This is a genomic window from Rhodopseudomonas palustris HaA2 (assembly GCF_000013365.1).
In the GTDB taxonomy this organism is placed as follows: Bacteria; Pseudomonadota; Alphaproteobacteria; order Rhizobiales; family Xanthobacteraceae; genus Rhodopseudomonas; species Rhodopseudomonas palustris_J.
Genome location: NC_007778.1, coordinates 2,620,543 through 2,645,327 on the forward strand (window position 1 = coordinate 2,620,543; position 24,785 = coordinate 2,645,327).

A 24,785-nucleotide genomic window follows, 5' to 3' on the forward strand; every position below is an offset into this window, starting at 1 on the left:
GAGGAGAGACGTATGGGTTGGGGATTGCGATCTGTTTATGCACTCGCGGCGGTCTCGTTGATCGCCACCGGCGCGCGCGCCGACACCATCAAGGTCGGCGTCATCGGCACGATGTCCGGGCCCTATGCGCTGTTCGGCAAGAACTACAAGATGGGCATCGACGCTTGGGTCGCCGAGCACGGCAACAAGGTCGCCGGGCACACCGTCGAGTTCGTGTACCGCGACGAGGTCTCGCCGAATCCGGCGCAGTCGAAGGCGCTGGCGCAGGAGCTGATCGTCAAGGAGAAGGTGCAGTATCTCGCCGGCCTGTATTTCACGCCGAACGCGATGGCGGTGGCGCCGCTGTTGCAGGAGGCCAAGGTGCCGATGGTGGTGATGAACGCGGCGACGTCGTCGATCACCGAGAAGAGCCCTTACATCGTCCGCACCTCGTTCACGATGTTCCAGAACACCGTGCCGGCGGCGAAGGTCGCCAAGCAGAAGGGTGCCACCAAGGTCGCGATCGCGGTCAGCGATTACGGTCCGGGCATCGACGCCGAAACCGCGTTCAAGAAGACGTTCGAAGCCGAGGGTGGCAAGGTCGTCGAGGCGGTGCGGATGCCGCTCAGCACCACGGATTTCGGACCGATCATGCAGCGGATCAAGAATTCCGGCGCCGACATGATCTTCACGTTCTTGCCGGCCGGGCCGCCGACGCTCGGCTTCGTCAAGGCCTATATCGACAACGGGCTGAAGGCGGGCGGCGTCAAGCTGATGTCGACCGGCGACGTCGTCACCGAGCCCGATCTGCCGAACATCGGCGAAGCCGGCCTCGGCATCCTGTCGACCTATCACTACGCGGTGTCGCACGACTCGCCGGAAAACAAGGCCTTCCTGGCCCTGCTCCAGAAGGGCGGTGCCAAGCTCGACGAAGTCACCATGACGTCGGTCGCGGCCTATGACGGCGCGCGGCTGATCTACAAGATGATCGAGGCGACCTCCGGCAAGAGCGATCCGGACAAGGCGATCGCGGCGGTCAAGGGCATGAAGTGGGTGAGCCCGCGCGGCGAGGTGTCGATCGATCCGGAGACCCGCCACATCACGCAGAACGTCTATCTGCGCGAGGTCGAGAAGGTCGACGGCAAGCTGATCAACAGGGAGCTGGAAACCTTCAAGGCGCAGCCCGACTGGGGCCTCGCCAAGCAGTGATCTGGACCGCCCGCCGCACTGGAATGCGGCGGGCGTTCTCTGTAACAGGGGCGGGCGGCCACGCGGCCGCTCCGACAGCACCAGGACGAGGGCCGGGTTGTGAAGGCTGAGTTTGACACGTCGACATCATCGCAGTCCCGGGGCCGTCGGTTCGTCACGCCGGCTGTGGCCGCATGATGCGGACGGTTTTCGGAATTCTGCCGGACGCGCTCGCTTACGGCATGGTGCTGTTCACCATCTCGATCGGCCTGTCGATCATGATGGGCTTGATGCGCGTCGTGAATCTCGCCCACGGCGCATTCGCGATGATCGGCGGCTATCTCGCCTCGTTCGCGCTGGTGTCGCTCGGCGTCTCCTATCCGGTCGCGATCCTGATCGCGGTGATCGGGGCGGTGATCATCTCCGTCCCGTTCGAGTTCCTGCTGTATCGCCGGATCTATCGCAAGTCCGACGAACTGACCCAGATCCTGCTGACGATCGGCATCACCTTCTTCATCGTCGGCGTCGCCAACTACATTTTCGGTCCGACCTCGAAGCCGATCCCGCTTCCCGAACTGCTCAAGGGGCCGTTCGATCTCGGCGTCCGCATGATTCCGACGCACCGGCTGTTCGTGATCGGCTGCGGAGTCGTGACGGCGGTGGCGCTCTGGCTTCTGATCGAGAAGACCGAATTCGGCGTTCGGCTGCGTGCCGCGGTCGACAATGGCGACATGGCGGAAGCGCTCGGCATCCGCACCCAGATCGTCTATTCGGCGACGTTCGCGCTGGCCGTCGGCCTCGCTGCATTCGGTGGTGTCGTCGGCGCCGAGCTGTTGCCGGTCGAGCCGTTTTATGCGCTGCGCTACATGGTGACGTTCCTCGTCGTCGTCTCGGTCGGCGGCGCCGGGTCGGTATCGGGCGCGCTCGCCGCGTCGCTGCTGCTCGGTCTCGCCGACACCACCGGCAAGTATCTGGCCCCGGAATTCGGCGAGTTCTTCTTCTACGTTGCGGTGATCGTGATCGTGTACATCTTCCCCCACGGCCTGTTCGGAAGGGCCCATTGATGACGCCTGCCTCCGACACGGCCGGACCGGTCGCCACCGCCGGCCTGCGCAACGACCTGATCGCAGCCGCGGCGATCGCCGGTCTCGGCGCGATCGGCTATTTCGTCTTCCCGGACGATCTCGCCTTCCTCACTCGCGTCATCGGTCTCGCATTTCTCGTCATCTCGCTCGATCTCGTCACCGGCTATTGCGGCGTCGCGACGCTCGGCCACGCGGCGCTGTTCGGCGTCGGCGCCTATGCGGCCGGCAACGCCTGTCTGGCCGGCGTCACCGATCCGATCCTGATGCTGCTGGTCGGCATCGTCGCCGGCACCGCGACGGGGCTGATCTCCGGCGTGCTGGTCACGCGGTTTCGCGGCCTGCCGCAACTGGTGCTGTCGATCGCCTTCGGCCAATTGGTCGCCGCGCTCGCCAACAAGCTGTCGTCGATCACCGGCGGCAGCGACGGTCTCGCCGGGATATCGCCGGGCCCGGTGTTCGGCATGTTCAATTTCGACATGTTCGGCCGCACCGGCTACGTGTTCTCCGTCGCGGTGCTGCTGATCGCGATGGTGGTGCTGCTGCGCTTCGCGCGCTCGCCGTTCGCGCTGATGTGCCGCGCGATCAAGGACGACACGTTGCGCGCGCGGATGATCGGCGTCGCCGTCTATCCGCGGCTGGTGGTGATGTATTGCGTGGCCGGCGCCGTCGCCGGCCTGGGCGGCGCGCTGACGGCGATCAACACCGGCGTGGTCGGCCTCGACAGCGTCGGCTTCGAGCGCTCGGCGGAAGCGCTGATCATGCTCATCCTGGGCGGCGCCGGCAATCTGTGGGGCGCTCTGATCGGCGCCATCCTGTTCGAGCTGTTCCATCACTACGTATCCGCCGCCAGCCCGTTCCATTGGATGATCCTGATCGGCCTGCTGCTGATCGTGGTGGTGCTGTTCTTCCCCAAGGGCCTCGTCAACGAGGTCGTGCGGCGGGTCGGCGAGTTTCGTCAGGCGAGGGGCGCGCGATGACCGCCTTGCTCGACGTGCAGCAATTGTCCAAATCGTTCGGCGGCCTGCGGGTCACCGACGACGTGTCGTTCACGCTGTCGAGCGGCGATCGCGTCGCGCTGATCGGCCCGAACGGCGCCGGCAAGACGACGCTGGTCAACCTGATCTCCGGCGATCTGCCGCCCTCCAGCGGGCGGATCCTGCTCGCCGGCGAGGACGTCACCGCCGCGTCGATCCCCGAGCGGGTGCAGGGCGGACTGGTGCGGACGTTCCAGGTCACGCGGTTGTTCACCAGTCTGACGGTGGCCGAGAACGTCGCGCTCGCGGTGATGCAGCGTCGCGGGCTGACCAAGCGGATGTTCTCGTCGGTGATGGAGTCGGCGGAGGTGCGCGACGAATGGCAAGGCGTGCTGAGCCTGCTCGGCATCGCCCACCTCGCGGCCATGCCGGTGACCAAGCTGGCCTACGGTCAGCAGCGGCTGCTGGATCTGGCGATCGGGCTCGCGATGAAGCCACGGGTCCTGGTGCTCGATGAGCCTGCCGCCGGCGTGCCGCACGACGAGTCGCCGCGGATTCTCGAAGCCATCGCCAGGATGTCGCCGGAGATCGCGATCCTGATGATCGAGCACGACATGGATCTGGTGTTCAAATTCGCCAAACGCGTGCTGGTGCTGGCGAATGGCGCCCTGATTTTCGAGGGCACGCCGGCGGAAGTGAAGCAGAACGACGCCGTCCGTCAGGCCTATCTGGGAAGCTATGCCGATGCCCGCAGCACGTCTTGAAGTCGAGCGCCTGAGCGCCGGCTATGGTTCAGTCGGCATCCTGAGCGAGATGAGTCTGGTCGTGCCGGCCGGCGGCCGATTGACCGTGCTCGGGCGCAACGGCGTCGGCAAGACCACGCTGCTCGCCACGATCATGGGCCTGACGTCGCACCAGGGCGGTGTGATCCGCGTCGACGATCGCGATGTGACGGGACTGAAGACCTACGCCCGTGCCGCCGCGGGCCTCGGCTACGTGCCGCAGACGCGCGACGTGTTCCGGTCGCTGACGGTCGAGGAAAATCTCTTCACCGGCCTCAAGGGCCGGCCGCGCTCCGAGCTCGACGAGGTCTACACGATTTTTCCGCGGCTCGCCGAGCGGCGGCATCACAACGGCGCCCAATTGTCGGGCGGCGAGCAGCAGATGCTGTCGCTGGCGCGCACGCTGCTGGGCAAGCCGTCGGTGCTGCTGCTGGACGAACCGCTCGAAGGGCTCGCCCCGGTGATTTGCGACCGGTTGATGGAAACGATCGTCGACCTGGCGCAGTCCGGAGAAATGACCGTGGTTCTGGTCGAGCAGCAGATCGAGCGGGCGCTCGATTTCGCCGACGACGTGATCGTCATCGAGCGTGGCCGGATCGCCTGGAGCGGGCGGACCGAACGCCTGCGTGGCGAGCGGGAACTGGTCGACGCCCTGCTCGGCGTCGGGATCGGGTGAAACGTCGCATCGCCACTGCGGTCGCGGGTCGCGATCCCGGATTGTGGCGGTCTGCCAAGTCTCTGGCAGAAAGACGGTTTTTCGCGCGTCGCGGACGGCCGGAGTGCTGCCTTGGGAGCCTCGTCGGGCCGCGGCCGGCTTGACGTTCGGCCGGACTCGCCATAAAAGGCCTCACTCGCTGCCGGCCCGTTTTGCGGATTTCCGGCGCGGCTTGATTTCCCGAAAACAGAGCCCGGTTGGCGGCTCATCCCCGGCGGAGCCGCCGGGGTTGGGCGCAACAGGGCTGTCTGGTTTTCGCAAACCCCGACATTCGACCGACCGATCTGGATCACATGATGGCCTTCAGCCCGTTCAAATTCCTGCAGGAAGTGCGGAGCGAGACCGCCAAGGTGACCTGGCCGTCGCGCCGTGAAGTCACGATCACCACGATCATGGTGTTCATCATGGTGGCGCTCGCTTCGATCTTTTTCTTTGCCGCCGACCAGGTGATCAGGATCCTGATCACCTTCGTGCTCGGCGTTTAACGGCAGGCCCCTCGACATGAGCATGCGCTGGTACATCGTCCACGCCTATTCGAACTTCGAAAAGAAGGTCTCGGAATCGATCCGCGAGCAGGCCAAGCAGCGCGGCCTGGAGGATCTGTTCGAACAGGTGCTGGTCCCGACCGAGAAGGTCACCGAGGTGCGCCGCGGCCGCAAGGTCGACGCCGAGCGCAAATTCTTCCCGGGCTACGTGCTGGTGAAGATGAACCTCACCGACGAAGCCTTTCACCTGATCAAGAACACGCCGAAGGTCACCGGCTTCCTCGGCGCCGAGAACAAGCCGATGCCGATCTCGGAAGCCGAGGCGATGCGCATCCTGCACCAGGTGCAGGAAGGCGTGGAGCGCCCGAAGGCGTCGGTGTCGTTCGAGATCGGCGAGAACGTCCGCGTCGCCGACGGCCCGTTCGCGTCGTTCTCCGGCGTGGTCGAGGAAATCGACGAGGCGCGGTCGCGCGTGAAGGTCGCGGTGTCGATCTTCGGTCGCGCCACGCCGGTCGAACTGGAATTCGGTCAGGTCGAGAAGGTCTGATCGGGCAAGTGTCATTGCCGGGGCCTGGCTCCGGTTATGGCGTCATTGCCGGGCTTGACCCGGCAATCCATCTTCTTCGAAAGATGCTTCTTGCGAAGAGCGATGGATGCCCGGATCAAGTCCGGGCGTGACGGGAGTGAGCGAGGCGAAGGCTTTGCTCTGAACTGACGTGGGAGGCCGATGACGATCGCCAGTCGTCGCAGGCCCCACCACGAAACCTGAAACCGCCGGCTGTGCCGGCAACAGGAGAAGAGTATGGCAAAGAAAGTGACCGGATACCTGAAGTTGCAGGTGCCGGCCGGTGCGGCGAACCCTTCGCCCCCGATCGGTCCCGCGCTTGGTCAGCGCGGCCTCAACATCATGGAGTTCTGCAAGGCGTTCAACGCGCAGACCCAGAAGGAAGAGAAGAACACCCCGATTCCGGTGGTGATCACGATCTACGCCGATCGTTCGTTCACCTTCGAGATGAAGACTCCTCCGATGTCCTTCTTCCTGAAGCAGGCGGCCAAGATCCAGTCCGGATCGAAGCTGCCGGGCCGTGACTCGGCCGGCAAGGTGACCTCGGCGCAGGTGCGCGAGATCGCCGAGAAGAAGATGAAGGATCTGAACTGCGACTCCATCGAGTCGGCCATGCGCATGGTCGAGGGCTCCGCCCGTTCGATGGGCCTCCAGGTCGAGGGGTAACGGACATGGCAATCGGTAAGCGTCTGAAGAAGGCTCGTGAAGGCATCGATCGCACCAAGCTGTATCCGCTCGACGAAGCGGTGAAGATGGTCAAGGAGCGTGCCGTCTCGAAGTTCGACGAAACCATCGAGGTCGCGCTCAATCTCGGCGTCGATCCGCGTCACGCCGACCAGATGGTCCGCGGCGTGGTGATGCTGCCGAACGGCACCGGCCGCACCGTGCGCGTCGGCGTGTTCGCGCGCGGCGCCAAGGCGGACGAAGCCAAGGCGGCGGGTGCCGACGTCGTCGGCGCCGAGGATCTCGTCGAGCAGGTCCAGGCCGGCAACATCAACTTCGACCGCTGCATCGCTACCCCCGACATGATGCCGCTGGTCGGCCGTCTCGGTAAGGTGCTCGGTCCGCGCGGCATGATGCCGAACCCGAAGATCGGCACGGTGACGATGGACGTCGCCGGCGCGGTCAAGGGCGCCAAGGGCGGCTCGGTCGAGTTCCGCGTCGAGAAGGCCGGCATCGTCCAGGCCGGCGTCGGCAAGGCCTCGTTCAGCGAAGAGAAGCTGGTCGAGAACATCAAGGCGCTCGCGGACGCGGTGACCAAGGCCAAGCCGACCGGCGCCAAGGGCACCTATATCCAGCGCGTCGCGGTGTCGTCGTCGATGGGCCCGGGCGTCAAGGTCGAGCCGGGTTCGGTTCACTAAGCCCGTCGCAGCCTTGCGGCAAACTCGAGGCAAACCAGGGGCGGATGGGGCAAACCCGTCCGCCCCTTTGTCTTTGCTTCCAAGATCAAGAAACGAGCGAAGGAGCCCGGTGTGACGGACAAGGTTCTGGTGTTTTCGCGGTTCGCGAAGTCGATGCTGACGCGGTTCGGCGAGCGGTTCGAACTGCTCGAGACCGGCGGCAAGCCGGCCGACGAAGTCTTCAGCGCGACCGAACTCGCCGGCGTTCGCGCGCTGCTGACCATGGGCGCGCAGCCGCTCGGCCGCGACACGATGGATCTGTTGCCGTCGCTCGGCGCGATCGTCTGCTACGGCACCGGCTATGACGGAGTCGACCTCGACGCCGCCGCCGAACGCAACATCCTGATCGGCAACTCGCCGGCGGCGAATGCCTCGGCGGTCGCCGATCTGGCGATGACGCTGCTGCTCGGGCTGATGCGACGGGTGATTCCGGCGGACGCTTACTTACGCAGCGGCGGCTGGTCGGGAGCGAGGCCGTCGCCGCTGCTCAAGCCACCGCGCGGCCTGACCGGCGCCAAAGTCGGCGTCTACGGCATGGGCGAGATCGGCCGCAAGATCGCGGCGCGGGTGGCGTCGTTCGAGACCGAGGTCGCCTATCACAGCCGCAGCCGTCACGACGTGCCGTATCGCTATGTCGGGAGCTTAAGCGAACTGGTCGACTGGTGCGACGTGCTGCTGATCGCGGTCCGCGCCGGCCCGGATACGCAGCGCATCATCGATGCGGAGATGTTGAAGCGGCTCGGCAAGGACGGCGTGGTGGTCAACATCTCGCGCGGCTCGGTGATCGACCAGCCGGCGCTGATCGCGGCACTGGCCGACAACACCATCGCCGGCGCCGGGCTCGACGTGTTCGAACAGGAGCCTTACGTGCCGGATGCGCTCAGCGAGTTCCCGCACGTGGTGCTGACGCCGCATATCGGCGGTCACACCCTCGATGCGCATGTCGCGATGCAGGATTGCGTGATCGCCAACCTCACAGCTTACTTTGCAGGCAGGCCGCTGCCTTATCCGGTGGCGTAGTTCATCGCGCAACTGTCATAAATCAGTGCGTAGCGCGCATCGATGATGCAGCCGCTGACGGCGCGTGGCATCACACGAGCCTGATTGTGTAAACACATACGTTGGATTGCCCGGACGCAAAATCTTGTGATTGTCGTTGCGAGCTATTCTTATGTATGATCTCCGTCATATCAAACGGGGGTCGACATGGCCGCGTACGCACTCAAGATCAACGGACGCACTCACACCGTCGATGTCGATCCCGACACCCCGCTGCTGTGGGCAATCCGCGACGGCGCCGGACTGATGGGAACTAAGTACGGCTGCGGCGTCGCGCAATGCGGCGCCTGCACGGTTTTCGTCGACGGCAATACGGTGCGCTCGTGTTCGCTGCCGGTGTCGGCGGTGGGAACCAGCGAAGTCACGACGATCGAAGGCCTTCGCGGCAGGGAAGGCGCTGCGGTGCAGCAGGCCTGGGTGGCGCTGGACGTGCCGCAATGCGGCTATTGCCAGTCCGGCCAGGTGATGAGCGCGACCTCCTTGCTGTCGAAAAATCCGAAGCCGACCGATCGGGACATCGATCTGGCGATGACCGGCAACATCTGCCGCTGCGCCACCTACGTGCGGATCCGCGCCGCGATCCACCAGGCCGCCAAGTCGCTGGAGGGCTGAGCATGACCATTCATGACACGAAGCTGTCGCGCCGTTCGCTGCTGAAGGCCGGCGCCGGCCTCGTCATCGGCGCCTATGTCGTTCGCGGCGGCAAGGCGTTTGCGCAGTCGCCCGCCCCGAGCGCCCCGAACATCGCGCCCAACACCTTTCTGATCATCGGCGCCGACGACACGGTCACCGTGCTGTGCAAGGGCATCGAGTTCGGGCAGGGCCCGTTCACCGGCATGGCGACGCTGGTCGCCGAGGAACTCGACGCCGACTGGTCGCAGATGCGGGCCGATCATGCGCCGTCGAACCCGGCGCTCTACAAGAACCTGGCGTTCGGTGTGCAGGGCACCGGCGGCTCGACGCAGATGGCGAATTCCTACATCCAGATGCGTCAGGTCGGCGCCGCCGCCCGCGAGATGCTGGTGGGCGCCGCCGCCGAGTCCTGGAAGGTGCCGGCCTCCGAGATCACCGTCGACAAGGGCGTGATCCGTCATGCCTCCGGCAAGCAGGGCCGGTTCGGCGAATTCGCCGAGCAGGCGATGCTGCGCCCGGTGCCGAGCGCGCCGAAGCTGAAGGATCCGTCGCAGTTCAGGCTGATCGGCAAGGAAGGCGTGGTGAAGCGGCTCGACAGCGCCGCCAAATCCGACGGCAGCGCGCTGTTCACCATGGATATCCACGGGCCCGACATGCTGACCGTGCTGATCGCGCGGTCGCCGAAATTCGGCGGCGCGGTGAGGTCGTTCGATGCGACCAAGGCCAAGGCGGTCGCCGGTGTGGTCGATATCAAGCAGGTGCCGACCGGCGTGGCTGTCTATGCCAAGGGGTTCTGGCCGGCCAAGACTGCGCGCGAGCTGCTGCAGATCGAGTGGGACAACAGCAAGGCCGAGACCCGCGGCACCACGGAAATCCTGACCGAGTTCCGCGCGCTGGCGAAGACGCCGGGCAAGGTGGTGACGCAGCACGGTGACGTCGACGGCAGCTTCGCCAAAGGCGGGCAGGTGATCGAGGCGGAGTACGTGTTTCCGTATCTCGCCCACGCCGCGATGGAGCCGCTGAACGGTTATCTCAAATGGGACGGCGACACTGCCACCGCCAAATATGGCTGCCAGTTCCCGACGCCCGATCACGCCGCGATCGCCCAGGTGCTCGGCCTCGGCATGGACAAGGTGAAGATCGACACGATCCTCGCCGGCGGCAGCTTCGGCCGCCGCGCGCAGCAGACGACGCATCAGGCCATCGAACTCGCCGAGGTCGCCAAGGCGATCGGACCCGGCAAGGCATTGAAGCTGGTGTGGACCCGCGAGGACGACATGCGGGGCGGCTATTATCGGCCGTTCGGCGTGCACCGGATGCGCGGCGTGGTGCGCGACGGCAGGATCGAGGGCTGGACCGACACCATCGTGGGCCAGTCCATCATGAAAGGCTCGCCGTTCGAAGCGATGACCTTCAAGGACGGCATGGACGCCACCGCTTATGAGGGCTCCAACGAGCCGCCCTACGAGATCGCCAATTTCCGCTGCGACCTTCACCAGGTCGATCTCGGCGTGCCGGTGCTGTGGTGGCGGTCGGTCGGCCACACCCATACCGGCTATGCGGTCGAAGCCTTTGTCGACGAGTTGCTGACGGCGACCGGGCAGGATCCGGTCGAGGGCCGGCTGGCCTTGATGGGCAATCGCAAGCCGCGCCACGCCGGCGTGCTCAAAGCGGTCGCCGAATTGTCGAACTGGAAGGGCGCCAAGCCGGAGGCCGGCCGCGCTCGCGGCGTCGCGGTGGTGGAGAGCTTCAACACCTTCGTGGCGCAAGTGGTCGAACTGTCGATGAGCGCCGATGGGCCGGTGGTGCACAAAGTGTGGTGCGCGGTGGATTGCGGCGTCCCGGTCAACCCGGACATCATCCGCGCCCAGATGGAGGGCGGCATCGGCTTCGCGCTCGGCCACATCCTCTATGCGCAGCAGCCGATTGAAGCCGGCGCGCCGGTGTCCGGCAATTTCGACACCTATCGCTCGCTGCGGATCAACGAGATGCCGCAGATCGAGGTGACGATCATTCCCTCGACCGAAAAGCCGACCGGTGTCGGCGAGCCGGGCGTGCCGCCGCTCGGCCCGGCCGTCGCCAACGCCATGGCGAAACTGGGTCTGCCCCGTCCGCGGAAATTGCCGATCGTGCCGGGAGCCAACGCATGAGCCGGCTCCGTCATCTTGTACTGGCCGGTGCCGCCGGCATCCTGGCGGCGTGTGTGCTGACGATCGCCGGCCCCGTGCTGCAGGGCGAGGCCGACGCCGCGAATCCGCCGGTCCCTGGCCGCGCGACGCTGCGGCCGGTCTCCGACTTCGCCAAGATCGGCGACAAGGACGCGCGGGCGGTGGCGCTGTTCGAGGAGGCCGGCAAGGTGATCGCCTCGCCACGCTGCATGAACTGCCATCCCGCCGGCGACCGGCCCACCCAGACCGATACGATGCGGCCGCACGAGCCGCTGGTGGTCCGAGGCGAGGGCGGGCACGGCCCGGTCGGCGGACTGGCCTGCAACACCTGCCACCACGACACCAATTTCGATCCGGCCCGCGTCCCCGGCCATCCGAAATGGGCGCTGGCGCCGCTGGAGATGGCCTGGCAGGGCAAGACGCTCGGCCAGATCTGCGTCCAGATCAAGGACCGAACCCGCAATGGCGACATGGACATGGCCAAGCTGGTTCATCATATGGCGGAGGATGATCTGGTGGGCTGGGGCTGGAACCCCGGCGCCGGCCGGACGCCCGCGCCCGGCACGCAGAAGGAGTTCGGTGCGCTGATCAAGGCTTGGGCCGATTCGGGCGCGGCCTGCCCGAAAGGGTGATGTGGCCCGACCGAGCGACCGGAACAGTCCCTTGCAGCGCCCTGCAGCAAAGTCTCCAGTATCAAAGTCTCCTGCATCAAGGCCCCTTGCATAAAAGATGCCGTTTTCCTGACAACGGGCTTGGCAACTCCGTTCAGACTCGTTAAACAGTTCCTTCCGGGCGTGCTGGCTGGTGCTGGCGCGCTCTTGCGCGCATTCCGTTCACCGGTACCGATAGGAGACCAGTCCTTCAAGTCGTCCATCTCAGGATTGCTCGAAGGAAGGGCCGATGTCGTTTCGGAGGAGTGCGGGCAGGGAGTCGCAGGAAGGTTCGTCCGGTTCGCCGGACCTGGCTTCCGATCGACTCTGGTCCTGTCCAAGACTGCAGGCGCTGACGTCGAAACTCTACGTTTCTTCTGAGGCTTAATCGCATGGCCTGCATAGACGGGTGAAGACCGGATTTTGTGTCCTGCCGCGTGCGGTGGGCACGGATAGGGTTCGAACCTCGACACCCCGTGAGGGCAGCGGCTTCGGCTGGCGTCCGATCGGGAGGGCAGGCTGTTCAAGATCGTCTTGCCCTTGGTGTCTGAAGACCGTGTGTCTTGAGGTCAGGTGAGGGCAGGACGGTGGGTGCAACCCGGCGGTCCTGTTCGCAGAGGCCGCCAACCGGAAAGAGCTTGCTGTGGAAAGAGCGGCAAAAAAAGAGGCGGTCGAATCGCTGAACGGTCTGTTCCAGACCACCAGCGTTGCGGTCGTCGCTCATTATTCCGGCCTCACCGTGGCCCAGATGCAGAAGCTGCGTTCGCAGATGAAAGCCGCTGGCGCTTCCGTGAAGGTCTCGAAAAACCGTCTCGCCAAAATTGCTCTTGAAGGCACCGACGTCGTTGCTATCGGCTCCCTGCTGAAGGGGCCGACCGTGATCGCGACTTCCGACGATCCGGTGGCGGCGCCGAAAGTTGCCGTCGAATTCGCCAAGGCGAACGAGAAGTTCGTCATTCTCGGCGGTTCGATGGGCAAGACTGTCCTGAACGTCGACGGTGTGAAGGCTCTGGCCTCGCTGCCGTCGCTCGATGAACTGCGTGGCAAGCTGGTCGGCCTTCTGGTCGCGCCGGCCACCAAGATTGCGCAGCTCACCACGGCTCCCGCGGCCAAGGTCGCGCGCGTGGTTCAGGCCTATGCCTCCAAAAGCGAAGCGGCCTGACGCTTCACCTCATTCAACCCTGGTTCGAACTGATACCCGTAAGGAACTGATTCAATGGCTGATCTGCAGAAAATCGTCGACGACCTGTCGAGCCTGACCGTGCTCGAAGCCGCCGAACTGGCCAAGCTTCTCGAAGAAAAGTGGGGCGTGTCCGCCGCCGCCGCCGTGGCGGTTGCCGCCGCTCCGGGCGCTGCCGCCGCCGCCGTCGAAGAGAAGACCGAGTTCACCGTGATGCTTGCCGCCGCCGGCGACAAGAAGATCGAAGTGATCAAGGAAGTGCGCGCGATCACCGGCCTCGGCCTCAAGGAAGCCAAGGACCTGGTCGAGGGCGCTCCGAAGCCGGTCAAGGAAGGCGTCAACAAGGAAGAAGCCGACAAGCTCAAGGCCCAGCTCGAGAAGGCCGGCGCCAAGGTTGAGCTCAAGTAACCACAGGTTACTCAGGCGAAATCCCCGGGCGAGCGTCAGCGAGACCCGGGGATCTGCCCAGAACGTGGATGGCCGGGACACGCCCGGCCATGACGGAGCGGGCAGGGCGACTTCAGCGGTTGGGGCCGGTTCGCCGGCCCCGGTCGCGGCGGTGGTGGGGCGGCGAAGGCGCCGGCCCGGACGGCCGTCACAGGAATGTGTGGGGATGCGCGGGGAAAACCCCTCGAATCTCCACATTGTCGACCCATATTGGTTCGGCAGCACGAAAGCGCAGGCGCGATGGACATGGTAACATTCCGCGCAGCCTCTAGGAGAATCAGCAATTTCGGGCTTTTTCGGTCTGTGACGAGATGGTTTTGACGGGCGGGTGCGCAAGCGCCCCGCACGTCGTTTTGCGTTCGGGATCAGTGTTGTACGGATTTAGGATTTAGTTCCTGAAATTCGACTTCAGAATTTCGGATGTACGTAATTCAACCCGGGGGCGATGCGGATCGCGCTTCGGAAGGTTCGCCCCACCGGGCGACGACATGAGAGGCCACGATGGCGCAGCAGACGTTCACCGGTCGCAAACGCGTTCGCAAGTTCTTCGGTCACATCCGGGAAGTCGCCGAGATGCCGAACCTCATCGAGGTTCAGAAGGCGTCTTACGACCAGTTCCTGATGGTCGCCGAGCCTCCCGGAGGCCGCGACGACGAGGGCCTGCAGGCGGTGTTCCGGTCGGTGTTTCCGATCTCGGACTTCTCCAACGCCTCGATGCTGGAATTCGTTCGCTACGAATTCGAGCCGCCGAAATACGACGTCGACGAATGCCGCCAGCGCGGCATGACCTATGCCGCGCCGCTGAAGGTGACGCTGCGCCTGATCGTGTTCGATATCGATGAGGAAACCGGCGCCCGTTCGGTCAAGGACATCAAGGAGCAGGACGTCTACATGGGCGACATTCCGCTCATGACGATGAACGGCACCTTCGTGGTCAACGGCACCGAGCGCGTCATCGTCTCGCAGATGCACCGCTCGCCGGGCGTGTTCTTCGATCACGACAAGGGCAAGACCCATTCGTCGGGCAAGCTGCTGTTCGCCGCCCGCGTCATCCCGTATCGCGGCTCCTGGCTCGACATCGAGTTCGACGCCAAGGACATCGTGTTCGCGCGTATCGACCGTCGCCGCAAGATTCCGGTGACGTCGCTGATGTTCGCGCTCGGGCTCGACGGCGAAGAGATCCTGTCGACGTTCTACAACAAGATCCTCTACAAGCGCACCAAGGAAGGCTGGCGCGTGCCGTTCGACGCCAGCCGCTTCCGCGGCTACTCGACCGTCAACGACCTGATCGACGCCGACACCGGCAAGGTCGTGCTCGAGGCCGGCAAGAAGCTGACCGTGCGCGCGGCGCGACAGCTGCAGGAGAAGGGCCTCAAGGCGCTGCGGCTGTCCGACTCCGAGCTGGTCGGCAACTACCTGGCCGAAGATCTCGTCAACCCCAAGACCGGCGAGATCTTCGCCGAAGCCGGTGACGAACTGACCGGCAAGCCGATCAAGGGCGACGACAAGGAAATCGAGCTGTTCGTCGGCGCCACGCCGATGAAGGCGATCTTGGAGCAGGGCTACAAGGAACTGCCGCTGCTCGACATCGACCACGTCAATGTCGGCCCCTACATCCGCAACACGCTTTCGGCCGACAAGAACATGACGCGCGAAGACGCGCTGTTCGATATCTACCGGGTGATGCGCCCGGGCGAGCCGCCGACGCTCGACTCCGCGCAGAACATGTTCCAGTCGCTGTTCTTCGACGCCGAGCGCTACGACCTGTCCGCGGTCGGTCGCGTCAAGATGAACATGCGCCTCGACCTCGATGCGCCCGACACCCATCGCACGCTGCGCAAGGAAGACATCCTCGCGGTGATCAAGACCCTGGTCGGTCTGCGCGACGGCAAGGGCGAGATCGACGACATCGACCATCTCGGCAACCGCCGCGTGCGCTCGGTCGGCGAGCTGATGGAGAATCAGTACCGCATCGGCCTGCTGCGCATGGAGCGCGCCATCAAGGAGCGGATGTCGTCGGTCGATATCGACACGGTGATGCCGCAGGACCTGATCAACGCCAAGCCGGCGGCCGCCGCGGTGCGCGAGTTCTTCGGTAGCTCGCAGCTGTCGCAGTTCATGGACCAGACCAATCCGCTGTCGGAGATCACCCACAAGCGCCGCCTCTCGGCGCTCGGCCCGGGCGGTCTGACCCGCGAACGCGCCGGCTTCGAAGTCCGCGACGTGCATCCGACCCATTACGGCCGGATCTGCCCGATCGAGACGCCGGAAGGTCCGAACATCGGTCTGATCAACTCGCTCGCGACCTTCGCGCGCGTCAACAAATACGGCTTCGTCGAGACCCCGTATCGCAAGGTCAAGGAAGGCCGCGTCACCGACGAGGTGGTGTATCTGTCGGCGATGGAAGAGGGCCGCTACGCGGTCGCTCAGGCCAACATCTCGCTCGACGCCAAGGGCCGCTTCACGGACGATCTCATTGTGTGCCGCGCAGGCGGGACGCGTGACGTCGTGCTGATCCCGGCCGACCAGGTCGACTACATGGACGTGTCGCCGAAGCAGCTCGTTTCGGTCGCCGCGGCGCTGATCCCGTTCCTCGAGAACGACGACGCCAACCGCGCGCTGATGGGCTCGAACATGCAGCGCCAGGCGGTGCCGCTGGTTCGCGCCGAGGCGCCGTTCGTCGGCACCGGCATGGAAGGCGTGGTCGCGCGCGATTCGGGCGCGGCGATCGCCGCGCGCCGCACCGGCGTGATCGACCAGATCGACGCCACCCGTATCGTCATCCGCGCCACCGAGGATCTCGATCCGACCAAGTCGGGCGTCGATATCTACCGGCTGATGAAGTACCAGCGCTCCAACCAGTCGACCTGCATCAACCAGCGCCCGCTGGTGAAGGTCGGCGACAAGGTGGCCAAGGGTGACATCATCGCGGACGGTCCGTCGACCGACCTCGGCGAACTCGCGCTCGGCCGCAATGTGCTGGTCGCGTTCATGCCGTGGAACGGCTACAACTTCGAAGATTCGATCCTGCTCTCCGAGCGGATCGTGAAGGAAGACGTCTTCACCTCGATCCACATCGAGGAATTCGAAGTGATGGCCCGCGACACCAAGCTCGGCCCCGAGGAAATCACCCGCGACATTCCGAACGTCTCGGAAGAAGCGCTGAAGAACCTCGACGAAGCCGGCATCGTCTATATCGGCGCCGAAGTCCGCGCCGGCGACATCCTGGTCGGCAAGATCACGCCGAAGGGCGAAAGCCCGATGACGCCGGAAGAAAAGCTGCTGCGCGCCATCTTCGGCGAAAAGGCCTCGGACGTCCGCGACACCTCGCTGCGGGTGCCGCCGGGCGTGCAGGGCACCATCGTCGAAGTCCGCGTCTTCAACCGGCACGGCGTCGACAAGGACGAGCGCGCGCTGGCGATCGAGCGGGAAGAGATCGAACGCCTCGCCAAGGACCGCGACGACGAGCAGGCGATTCTCGACCGTAACGTCTACGGCCGTCTCGCCGACCTGCTCGACAACCGCCAGGGCGTCGCCGGTCCCAAGGGCTTCAAGAAGGACACCAAGATCACCCGCGCGGTGCTCGAAGAATATCCGAAGTCGCAATGGTGGCTGTTCGCCTCGCCGAACGACAAGCTGATGGCCGAAATCGAGGCCATGCGGAAGCAATACGACGAGTCGAAGAAGGGCCTCGAACAGCGCTTCCTCGACAAGGTCGAGAAGCTGCAGCGCGGCGACGAATTGCCGCCCGGCGTGATGAAGATGGTCAAGGTCTTCGTCGCGGTGAAGCGCAAGATCCAGCCTGGTGACAAGATGGCCGGCCGCCACGGCAACAAGGGCGTGGTGTCGAAGATCGTGCCGATCGAGGACATGCCGTTCCTCGAAGACGGCACCCATGCCGACATCGTGCTCAACCCGCTCGGCGTGCCGAGCCGCATGAACGTCGGTCAGATCCTCGAGACCCATCTCGGCTGGGCTTGCGCCGGCATGGGCAAGAAGATCGGCCAGACCATCGACGCCTATTATCAGAGGCAGGATCTCAAGCCGCTGCGCGAGACCCTGAAGAAGATCTACGGCGACGACGAGACCATCAAGTCGCTCGACGACGGCGAACTGATCGAGCTCGGCCGCAACCTCAGCCACGGTGTCCCGATCGCCACGCCGGTGTTCGACGGCGCCAAGGAAGCGGACATCGAGGAGATGCTGAAGCTCGCGGGCTTCGACGCCTCCGGCCAGTCGACCGTCTATGACGGCCGCACCGGCGACGAGTTCGATCGCAAGGTCACGGTCGGCTACATCTACATGCTGAAGCTGCACCATCTTGTCGACGACAAGATCCACGCCCGGTCGATCGGTCCGTACTCGCTCGTCACCCAGCAGCCGCTGGGCGGCAAGGCGCAGTTCGGCGGCCAGCGCTTCGGCGAAATGGAAGTGTGGGCGCTCGAAGCTTACGGCGCCGCCTACACGCTGCAGGAAATGCTGACGGTGAAGTCCGACGACGTCGCCGGCCGCACCAAGGTGTACGAAGCGATCGTGCGCGGCGACGACACGTTCGAGGCCGGTATCCCGGAATCGTTCAACGTGCTCGTGAAGGAAATGCGCTCGCTCGGCCTCAACGTCGACCTGCACAATTCCAAGCTGGGCGTGCCGCCCCCGGCCGAGGCGGCCGAGTAACAAACTGCGTCAGGCCCGGCGGGACGCGCGAATTCATCTTCGCGCGCACCGGCCGGGCGTCCTGCCGCGCAGACGCGATGCGCGCGGTCGGGAGCGACCTAAAGAAATTCGAATTTGCTGCCGGTGACGATCGGTACGCGAGGAGAAGACGATGAACCAAGAAATCATGAATCTGTTCAATCCGACGACGCCGGCTCAGGTCTTCGACCAGATCCGGATCTCGATCGCGTCGCCGGAGAAGATTCTGTCGTGGTCCTACGGCGAGATCAAGAAGCCGGAAACCATCAATTACCGCACCTTCAAGCCCGAGCGCGACGGCCTGTTCTGCGCCCGCATCTTCGGGCCGATCAAGGATTACGAGTGCTTGTGCGGCAAGTACAAGCGGATGAAGTACAAGGGCATCATCTGCGAGAAGTGCTCGGTCGAAGTGACGCTGTCGCGCGTCCGACGCGAGCGCATGGGCCACATCGAGCTGGCGGCACCGGTCGCCCACATCTGGTTCCTGAAGTCCTTGCCGTCGCGGATCGGGCAGTTGCTCGACATGACGCTGAAGGACCTCGAGCGGATTCTGTACTTCGAATACTACGTCGTGCTGGAGCCGGGCCTGACCGACCTCAAGGAGCGTCAGCTGCTGTCGGAGGAGGAGTACCTCCGCGCCCAGGATCAGTACGGCCAGGACAGCTTCACCGCCATGATCGGCGCCGAAGCGATCCGCGAATTGCTGAAGGGACTCGAGCTCGAGAAGATCGATGCGCAGCTGCGCGTCGAGATGGCCGAGACCGACTCCGACATCAAGCACAAGAAGCTCGCCAAGCGGCTGAAGATCGTCGAGGCGTTCCGCTTCTCCGGCAACAAGCCGGAGTGGATGATCCTGACCGTGGTGCCGGTGATTCCGCCGGACCTGCGGCCGCTGGTGCCGCTCGACGGCGGCCGGTTCGCGACCTCGGATCTGAACGACCTGTATCGCCGCGTCATCAACCGTAACAACCGGTTGAAGCGGCTGATGGAGCTGCGCGCGCCGGACATCATCATCCGCAACGAAAAGCGGATGCTGCAGGAAGCCGTCGACGCGTTGTTCGACAACGGCCGCCGCGGCCGCGTCATCACCGGCGCCAACAAGCGTCCGTTGAAGTCGCTCGCCGACATGCTGAAGGGCAAGCAGGGTCGGTTCCGTCAGAACCTGCTCGGCAAGCGCGTCGACTATTCGGGCCGTTCGGTCATCGTCGTCGGCCCCGAGCTGAAGCTGCACCAGTGCGGCCTGCCGAAGAAGATGGCGCTCGAACTGTTCAAGCCGTTCATCTATTCGCGGCTCGACGCCAAGGGTCTGTCGACCACGGTGAAGCAGGCGAAGAAGCTCGTCGAAAAGGAGCGTCCCGAGGTCTGGGACATCCTCGACGAAGTCATTCGCGAGCATCCGGTGCTGCTGAACCGCGCCCCGACGCTGCATCGCCTCGGCATCCAGGCGTTCGAGCCGGTGCTGATCGAGGGCAAGGCGATCCAGCTTCACCCGCTGGTCTGCGCCGCGTTCAACGCCGATTTCGACGGCGACCAGATGGCCGTGCACGTCCCGCTGTCGCTCGAAGCGCAGCTCGAAGCGCGCGTGCTGATGATGTCGACCAACAACATCCTGCATCCGGCGAACGGCCAGCCGATCATCGTGCCGTCGCAGGACATCGTGCTCGGCCTGTACTACCTGTCGATCCTGCGGGAAGGGCTGCCGGGCGAGGGCAAGGTGTTCGGCGACCTCGCCGAGCTGGAGCACGCGCTGTTCTCCAAGGTCATCCACCTGCACACCAAGATCAAATATCGCTGGGACTCGCTCGACGACGAGGGCAAGCCGTACCAGCGGCTGATCGAGACCACCGCCGGCCGCATCCTGCTCGGCCAGGTTCTGCCGAAATCGGTGAAGCTGCCGTTCGAGGTCATCAACAAGCTGATGACCAAGCGCGAGATCTCCAGCGTGATCGATCAGGTCTATCGCCACTGCGGCCAGAAGGAGACGGTGATCTTCTGCGACCGCATCATGGCGCTGGGCTTCTTCAACGCGTTCAAGGCGGGCATCTCGTTCGGCAAGGACGACATGGTCGTGCCGGCCTCGAAGTGGAAGATCGTCGACACCACGCGTACGCTGGCGAAGGATTTCGAGCAGCAGTACAACGACGGTCTGATCACCCACGGCGAGAAGTACAACAAGGTGGTCGACGCCTGGTCGAAGGCCACCGAGGAAATCGCCAAGGAGATGATGAAGGAGATCTCCGCGGTCCGGAAGAACGCATCCGGCGCGGAGACCCAGGTCAACTCGATCTACATGATGGCCCATTCCGGCGCGCGTGGTTCGCCCGCCCAGATGCGTCAGCTCGCCGGCATGCGCGGCCTGATGGCCAAGCCGTCGGGTGAGATCATCGAGACGCCGATCATCTCGAACTTCAAGGAAGGCCTCTCGGTTCTCGAGTACTTCAACTCGACCCACGGCGCCCGTAAGGGCCTCGCGGACACCGCGTTGAAGACCGCGAACTCCGGCTACCTGACCCGCCGTCTGGTCGACGTGGCGCAGGACTGCATCATCACCCAGGATGATTGCGGCACCTCGCTCGGCATCAAGATGCGGGCGATCATCGACGCCGGCACCGTGGTGGCGTCGCTCGGCTCGCGCATCCTCGGCCGCACCGCGGGCGAAGACGTGCGCGATCCGCAGACCAACGAGGTGATCGTCAAGAAGGGCCAGCTGATGGAGGAGCGCGACGTCGAGGCGATCCACCAGGCCGGCGTCCAGGAAGTGAAGATCCGCTCGGCGCTGACCTGCGAACTGGTCAACGGCATCTGCGGCAAGTGCTACGGGCGCGATCTCGCCCGCGGCACCCCGGTCAACCACGGCGAGGCGGTCGGTGTCATCGCCGCGCAGTCGATCGGCGAACCCGGCACGCAGCTGACGATGCGTACCTTCCACATCGGCGGCGCGGCGCAGATCAACGAGCAGTCGGTGATCGAGTCGAACTTCGAGGGTAAGGTCGTCATCAAGAACAAGGCGATCGCCCGCAACGGCGAGAACCACAGCGTCGCGATGGTTCGCAACATGGTGGTTGCGATCGTCGATCCGGACGGCACCGAACGGGCGACCCACCGCATCCAGTACGGCGCGCGCATGCACGTCGACGAGGGCGACACGGTGAAGCGCGGCCAGCGCATCGCCGAGTGGGATCCGTACAGCCGCCCGGTGCTGACCGAGGTCGAGGGCACGATCGATTTCGAGGATCTGGTCGAAGACCAGTCGATCTCGGAAACGCTCGACGAATCCACCGGCATCGCCAAGCGTATCGTCATCGACTGGCGCTCGACCCGCGGCGGCGCCGATCTGCGCCCGGCGATCGTGGTCAAGGGCAAGGACGGCAAGGTGCTGAAGCTGGCGCGCGGCGGTGACGCCCGCTACATGCTGTCGGTCGACGCCATTCTGTCGGTCGACGTCGGCGCCAAGGTGAAGCCGGGCGACATCCTCGCGCGTATCTCGACCGAGAGCGCGAAGACCCGCGACATCACCGGCGGTCTGCCGCGCGTCGCCGAACTGTTCGAGGCCCGCAAGCCGAAGGACGCGGCGATCATCGCGGAAATCGCCGGCACCATCCGGTTCGGCCGCGACTACAAGAACAAGCGTCGGATCTCGATCGAACCGATGGACAGCGAAGAAGAGGCGCGCGAGTACCTGATCCCGAAGGGCAAGCACATCCACCTTCAGGACGGCGACATCGTGGAAAAGGGCGACTTCATCGTCGAAGGCAACCCGGCGCCGCACGACATCCTGGCGATCAAGGGCATCGAGGAACTCGCTGCCTATCTGGTCAACGAAATCCAGGAGGTCTACCGGCTCCAGGGCGTGTTGATCAACGACAAGCACATCGAGGTGATCGTTCGCCAGATGCTGCAGAAGGTCGAGATCACCGACCAGGGCGAGACCGACATGATCTCGGGCGAACAGATCGACAAGATCGAGTTCGACCAGCTCAACGCCAAGGCGCGCGACGAGGGCAAGAAGATCGCCACGGGAACGCCGGTTCTGCTCGGCATCACCAAGGCGAGCCTGCAGACCCGCTCGTTCTTCTCGGCGGCGTCGTTCCAGGAGACCACCCGCGTGCTCACCGAAGCCGCCGTCAACGGCAAGGTGGACCCGCTGGAAGGCCTCAAGGAAAACGTCATCGTCGGCCGGCTGATCCCGGCCGGCACCGGCGCCTCGATGGCCAAGCTCCGCGAAGTCGCGATGAAGCGGGATCGCATGATCCTCGACGAACGCGAGAAGCAGGCGACCATCGTGCCGCCCGCGGCCCCGGAAGCCGAGCCGCTGGCGCTGCCGCCGGTCGAATAAGGCGGCTTCTGCAAAGCAATCTGAAAAAGGCCGGCGCAAGCCGGCCTTTTTTGCGTCTGGCCGACTTTTCGGGCTACGCATTACGGTCCGTTCATGTTTCCTTCAGGTGAAAGCCGCCTTGCTGTCCAGGAACGATGCGATCCTTGCTCCGGGGGCGCGGATTCCGCGCCAAAATCAGCGTTAAGTCGTTGAACATAAGCTGATTTTCGCACAGAATCGGTCTGCCGGGCGCCGGCGGAGCGGATCGGGTATGGCTGCGCGCGGCTGGACGGCCTGCGCCGATGTGTTGAAAGAACCAGATGTTTGACCTTGCGATCGTTGGTGGCGGCCCGGGCGGACTGATGAGCGCCTGGTACCTGAAGAAGAAGCTGGGCCCGCTGTGCCGGGTGACGATTTTCGAGGCGTCCGACCGGCTCGGCGGCAAGATCGTGTCCCGCACCTTCGACACCGCGCCGGCGCTGTACGAGGCCGGCGTCGCCGAATTGTACGACTACTCGATGACCGGGCCGGACCCGCTGCGCGAACTGGTGCAGCATTTCGGGCTGCAGACGATTCCGATGGACGCCGAGCAGGTCCAGCTCGACGGCGAATTGCTCGACGACGTGCCGGGGATGCGCCGGAAGTACGGCGACAAGACCGCCGACGCCATTCTCGCCTTCCGCAAGACCTGCAGCGAGATGGTGACGCCGCTGGAGTACTACGAGGGCGTCGGCGCGCACGACAACGAGCATCCCTGGGCCTGGACCAATTGCGAGCAACTGCTCGACAAGGAGATCGACGACCCGGTCGCCAAGCGTTTCTTCAAGGTGATGGCGCGGTCCGACATCGCCACCGAGAGCCACAACACCAACGGCCTCAACGCGCTGAAGAATTTCGTGATGGATATCGACGGCTATATCGGCCTGTATTCGATCCAGAACGGCAACGAGCAACTGATCGAGGGGCTGCGCTCCGAGGTCGACGCCGAGATCCAGCTCAACCACCGCATTCTCAAGGTCGGCAAGACCGCGAGCGGCCGCTACGAGCTGAACATGATGAACGGCAAGGGCCCGGAGACGCGCGACTTCGATCTCGTGCTGATGTGCCTGCCGCACAACTGGCTCGCGACGCTCGGCTGGGGCGACGAGCAGCTGCGCAAGGCCATGGTCAAGCACGTCGCCTATTTCGACCGGCCGGCGCACTATCTGCGGATCTCGCTGCTGTTCGACAGCCCGTTCTGGGGCGACAAGATCCCCGGCGCCTGGTTCATGTCGGAGGCGTTCGGCGGCTGCTGCGTCTACAACGAGGGCGCGCGCCACGACGTCGGCAAATACGGCGTGCTGAACTTCCTGGTCGCCGGCTCCGACGCGCTGGCGTTCTCGAATCTGACCGACGGCGAACTGACCGACCTGGCGCTGAAGTCGCTGCCGGCGGCATTCGGCGACGCGCGCGAGCATTTCATGGAAGGCAAGACCCATCGCTGGCTGTCGTCGGTGAATTGCATCCCCGGCGGCCTGCCGGTGCGCGACGTGATGACCAATCACCGGCCCGAGCCGAAGAATCATCCGGGCTTCGTCGTGGTCGGCGACTATCTGTTCGATTCGACGCTGAACGGCCTGCTGGATTCCTCCGACGCCGCCACCGACATCATCGTCACCGAGACGATGAAGCTGCGCCGCGCCCGCGCGCTCGCGGGCCAGCCCGGGTCGGACAAGATCGACGCCTCGTATTTTGCCAATTATCGCAACCAGGGGCCGTATGCCGAGGTCTGGAGCCGGTTCACCGACCCCGACTATCTGCTGGCGATGATCAGGACGGTCTGGGACGTGCCGCAGGGCGTCAAACTGCTGGTCGCGGGCTCCGCCAGCGGCGAGCTGGTCGGCGCGCTGCGCGAGCGCGGCATCGATGCCTGGGGCGTCGACAACAATCGCGGCATTCTCGCCAAGACGCCGGAGGCGCTGAAGCCGTTCAACCAGTTCGGCTCGATCGTCGACCTGCCGTTCGAGGACGCTTCGTTCGACCTCGTGTTCGAGACCAGCCTGTGCCACGTCCCGGAGAACCGCGTGGTCAAGGCGATCCGCGAACTCAACCGGGTGACGCGCACCGGCCTGGTGTTCGGCTCGGTGACCAGCGACATGGAACCCATCGTGATCGACGACTACGATCTGCTGCGCGGCGTCAAGAAGCTCGGCACCTGGTGGGAGTGGTCGGAACTGTTCTTCAGCAACGGCTTCGATCTGTCGATGCATCGCAACGACGTCAGCGACAAGCTCTGGGAAGCGACGCTGAAGGCCGGCAAGGGTCCGGGCCAGTGGTACGGCGACGCGGACAGCCTGCGCTACTCGTTCTTCGACAAGGTCGACGACGACGAAGACGACGAAGACTGAGCGCTTTGCCCGCCCCGAGATGATAGCTTAGGATACGCCGCGGCTCGCGAGTCACGGCGCTCGTCATTGCGGTCGTACTGG

Annotated in this window: 18 protein-coding genes; all 18 read left to right on the forward strand. The window is 64.7% G+C overall.

Annotated features, from left to right (window positions below; genetic code table 11):
- The first annotated feature begins 12 nt into the window (after positions 1–12).
- Positions 13–1,188 (forward strand): ABC transporter substrate-binding protein, encoded by a 1,176-nt coding sequence (locus RPB_RS11415; protein ID WP_011441162.1) that lies wholly within the window; start codon positions 13–15, stop codon positions 1,186–1,188.
- A 176-nt stretch (positions 1,189–1,364) separates the two neighbouring features.
- Positions 1,365–2,231, forward strand: coding sequence for a branched-chain amino acid ABC transporter permease (locus RPB_RS11420; RefSeq protein ID WP_041798693.1), 867 nt, complete (start codon positions 1,365–1,367; stop codon positions 2,229–2,231).
- A complete protein-coding gene (locus tag RPB_RS11425; protein ID WP_011441164.1) occupies positions 2,231–3,229 on the forward strand; it encodes a branched-chain amino acid ABC transporter permease in 999 nt (332 codons plus the stop codon). Before RPB_RS11420 ends, RPB_RS11425 begins: the two co-directional genes overlap by 1 nt.
- Positions 3,226–3,990, forward strand: a complete 765-nt coding sequence (locus RPB_RS11430; protein WP_011441165.1) for an ABC transporter ATP-binding protein — start codon at positions 3,226–3,228, stop codon at positions 3,988–3,990. The genes RPB_RS11425 and RPB_RS11430 overlap by 4 nt, the downstream gene beginning before the upstream one ends.
- On the forward strand, positions 3,971–4,684 hold the full coding sequence (locus RPB_RS11435) for an ABC transporter ATP-binding protein (RefSeq protein WP_011441166.1): 714 nt from the start codon (positions 3,971–3,973) through the stop codon (positions 4,682–4,684). The genes RPB_RS11430 and RPB_RS11435 overlap by 20 nt, the downstream gene beginning before the upstream one ends.
- Before the next feature lie 335 nt (positions 4,685–5,019).
- Complete coding sequence (secE, locus tag RPB_RS11440; RefSeq protein WP_041798694.1) at positions 5,020–5,208, forward strand: preprotein translocase subunit SecE; 189 nt, start codon at positions 5,020–5,022, stop codon at positions 5,206–5,208.
- A 16-nt stretch (positions 5,209–5,224) separates the two neighbouring features.
- A complete protein-coding gene (nusG, locus tag RPB_RS11445; protein WP_011441168.1) occupies positions 5,225–5,755 on the forward strand; it encodes a transcription termination/antitermination protein NusG in 531 nt (176 codons plus the stop codon).
- 255 nt (positions 5,756–6,010) lie between these two features.
- On the forward strand, positions 6,011–6,439 hold the full coding sequence (gene rplK / locus RPB_RS11450; RefSeq protein WP_011441169.1) for a 50S ribosomal protein L11: 429 nt from the start codon (positions 6,011–6,013) through the stop codon (positions 6,437–6,439).
- Positions 6,440–6,444: 5 nt separating this feature from the next.
- On the forward strand, positions 6,445–7,134 hold the full coding sequence (rplA, locus tag RPB_RS11455) for a 50S ribosomal protein L1 (RefSeq protein WP_011441170.1): 690 nt from the start codon (positions 6,445–6,447) through the stop codon (positions 7,132–7,134).
- A gap of 111 nt (positions 7,135–7,245) precedes the next feature.
- On the forward strand, positions 7,246–8,193 hold the full coding sequence (locus RPB_RS11460; protein WP_011441171.1) for a 2-hydroxyacid dehydrogenase: 948 nt from the start codon (positions 7,246–7,248) through the stop codon (positions 8,191–8,193).
- 186 nt (positions 8,194–8,379) lie between these two features.
- Positions 8,380–8,844 (forward strand): (2Fe-2S)-binding protein, encoded by a 465-nt coding sequence (locus RPB_RS11465; protein ID WP_011441172.1) that lies wholly within the window; start codon positions 8,380–8,382, stop codon positions 8,842–8,844.
- Between the two features lie 2 nt (positions 8,845–8,846).
- Complete coding sequence (locus RPB_RS11470) at positions 8,847–11,015, forward strand: xanthine dehydrogenase family protein molybdopterin-binding subunit (RefSeq protein ID WP_011441173.1); 2,169 nt, start codon at positions 8,847–8,849, stop codon at positions 11,013–11,015.
- Positions 11,012–11,665, forward strand: a complete 654-nt coding sequence (locus RPB_RS11475) for a hypothetical protein (RefSeq protein ID WP_011441174.1) — start codon at positions 11,012–11,014, stop codon at positions 11,663–11,665. Before RPB_RS11470 ends, RPB_RS11475 begins: the two co-directional genes overlap by 4 nt.
- A gap of 661 nt (positions 11,666–12,326) precedes the next feature.
- Positions 12,327–12,845 (forward strand): 50S ribosomal protein L10, encoded by a 519-nt coding sequence (gene rplJ, locus RPB_RS11480; RefSeq protein WP_011441175.1) that lies wholly within the window; start codon positions 12,327–12,329, stop codon positions 12,843–12,845.
- 54 nt (positions 12,846–12,899) lie between these two features.
- Positions 12,900–13,271 carry a 50S ribosomal protein L7/L12 gene (gene rplL / locus RPB_RS11485; RefSeq protein ID WP_011441176.1) on the forward strand — a complete coding sequence of 124 codons (372 nt, stop codon included), beginning with the start codon at positions 12,900–12,902 and terminating at the stop codon, positions 13,269–13,271.
- A 540-nt stretch (positions 13,272–13,811) separates the two neighbouring features.
- The gene (gene rpoB, locus RPB_RS11490) at positions 13,812–17,984 is read left to right on the forward strand and encodes a DNA-directed RNA polymerase subunit beta (protein ID WP_011441177.1); all 4,173 of its coding nucleotides are present in this window, start codon (positions 13,812–13,814) and stop codon (positions 17,982–17,984) included.
- A gap of 151 nt (positions 17,985–18,135) precedes the next feature.
- On the forward strand, positions 18,136–22,338 hold the full coding sequence (rpoC, locus tag RPB_RS11495; protein WP_011441178.1) for a DNA-directed RNA polymerase subunit beta': 4,203 nt from the start codon (positions 18,136–18,138) through the stop codon (positions 22,336–22,338).
- Positions 22,339–22,637: 299 nt separating this feature from the next.
- The gene (locus RPB_RS11500) at positions 22,638–24,704 is read left to right on the forward strand and encodes an FAD-dependent oxidoreductase (RefSeq protein WP_011441179.1); all 2,067 of its coding nucleotides are present in this window, start codon (positions 22,638–22,640) and stop codon (positions 24,702–24,704) included.
- Positions 24,705–24,785 lie beyond the last annotated feature (81 nt).

Excerpts from the sequence above, each read along its gene's own strand:
- RPB_RS11415 (WP_011441162.1), top strand. The coding sequence starts at position 13 with ATGGGTTGGGGATTGCGATCTGTTTATGCACTCGCGGCGGTCTCGTTG.
- RPB_RS11420 (WP_041798693.1), top strand. The coding sequence starts at position 1,365 with ATGCGGACGGTTTTCGGAATTCTGCCGGACGCGCTCGCTTACGGCATG.
- RPB_RS11425 (WP_011441164.1), top strand. The coding sequence starts at position 2,231 with ATGACGCCTGCCTCCGACACGGCCGGACCGGTCGCCACCGCCGGCCTG.
- RPB_RS11430 (WP_011441165.1), top strand. The coding sequence starts at position 3,226 with ATGACCGCCTTGCTCGACGTGCAGCAATTGTCCAAATCGTTCGGCGGC.
- RPB_RS11435 (WP_011441166.1), top strand. The coding sequence starts at position 3,971 with ATGCCCGCAGCACGTCTTGAAGTCGAGCGCCTGAGCGCCGGCTATGGT.
- secE (WP_041798694.1), top strand. The coding sequence starts at position 5,020 with ATGGCCTTCAGCCCGTTCAAATTCCTGCAGGAAGTGCGGAGCGAGACC.
- nusG (WP_011441168.1), top strand. The coding sequence starts at position 5,225 with ATGAGCATGCGCTGGTACATCGTCCACGCCTATTCGAACTTCGAAAAG.
- rplK (WP_011441169.1), top strand. The coding sequence starts at position 6,011 with ATGGCAAAGAAAGTGACCGGATACCTGAAGTTGCAGGTGCCGGCCGGT.
- rplA (WP_011441170.1), top strand. The coding sequence starts at position 6,445 with ATGGCAATCGGTAAGCGTCTGAAGAAGGCTCGTGAAGGCATCGATCGC.
- RPB_RS11465 (WP_011441172.1), top strand. The coding sequence starts at position 8,380 with ATGGCCGCGTACGCACTCAAGATCAACGGACGCACTCACACCGTCGAT.
- RPB_RS11470 (WP_011441173.1), top strand. The coding sequence starts at position 8,847 with ATGACCATTCATGACACGAAGCTGTCGCGCCGTTCGCTGCTGAAGGCC.
- RPB_RS11475 (WP_011441174.1), top strand. The coding sequence starts at position 11,012 with ATGAGCCGGCTCCGTCATCTTGTACTGGCCGGTGCCGCCGGCATCCTG.
- rplL (WP_011441176.1), top strand. The coding sequence starts at position 12,900 with ATGGCTGATCTGCAGAAAATCGTCGACGACCTGTCGAGCCTGACCGTG.
- rpoB (WP_011441177.1), top strand. The coding sequence starts at position 13,812 with ATGGCGCAGCAGACGTTCACCGGTCGCAAACGCGTTCGCAAGTTCTTC.
- rpoC (WP_011441178.1), top strand. The coding sequence starts at position 18,136 with ATGAACCAAGAAATCATGAATCTGTTCAATCCGACGACGCCGGCTCAG.
- RPB_RS11500 (WP_011441179.1), top strand. The coding sequence starts at position 22,638 with ATGTTTGACCTTGCGATCGTTGGTGGCGGCCCGGGCGGACTGATGAGC.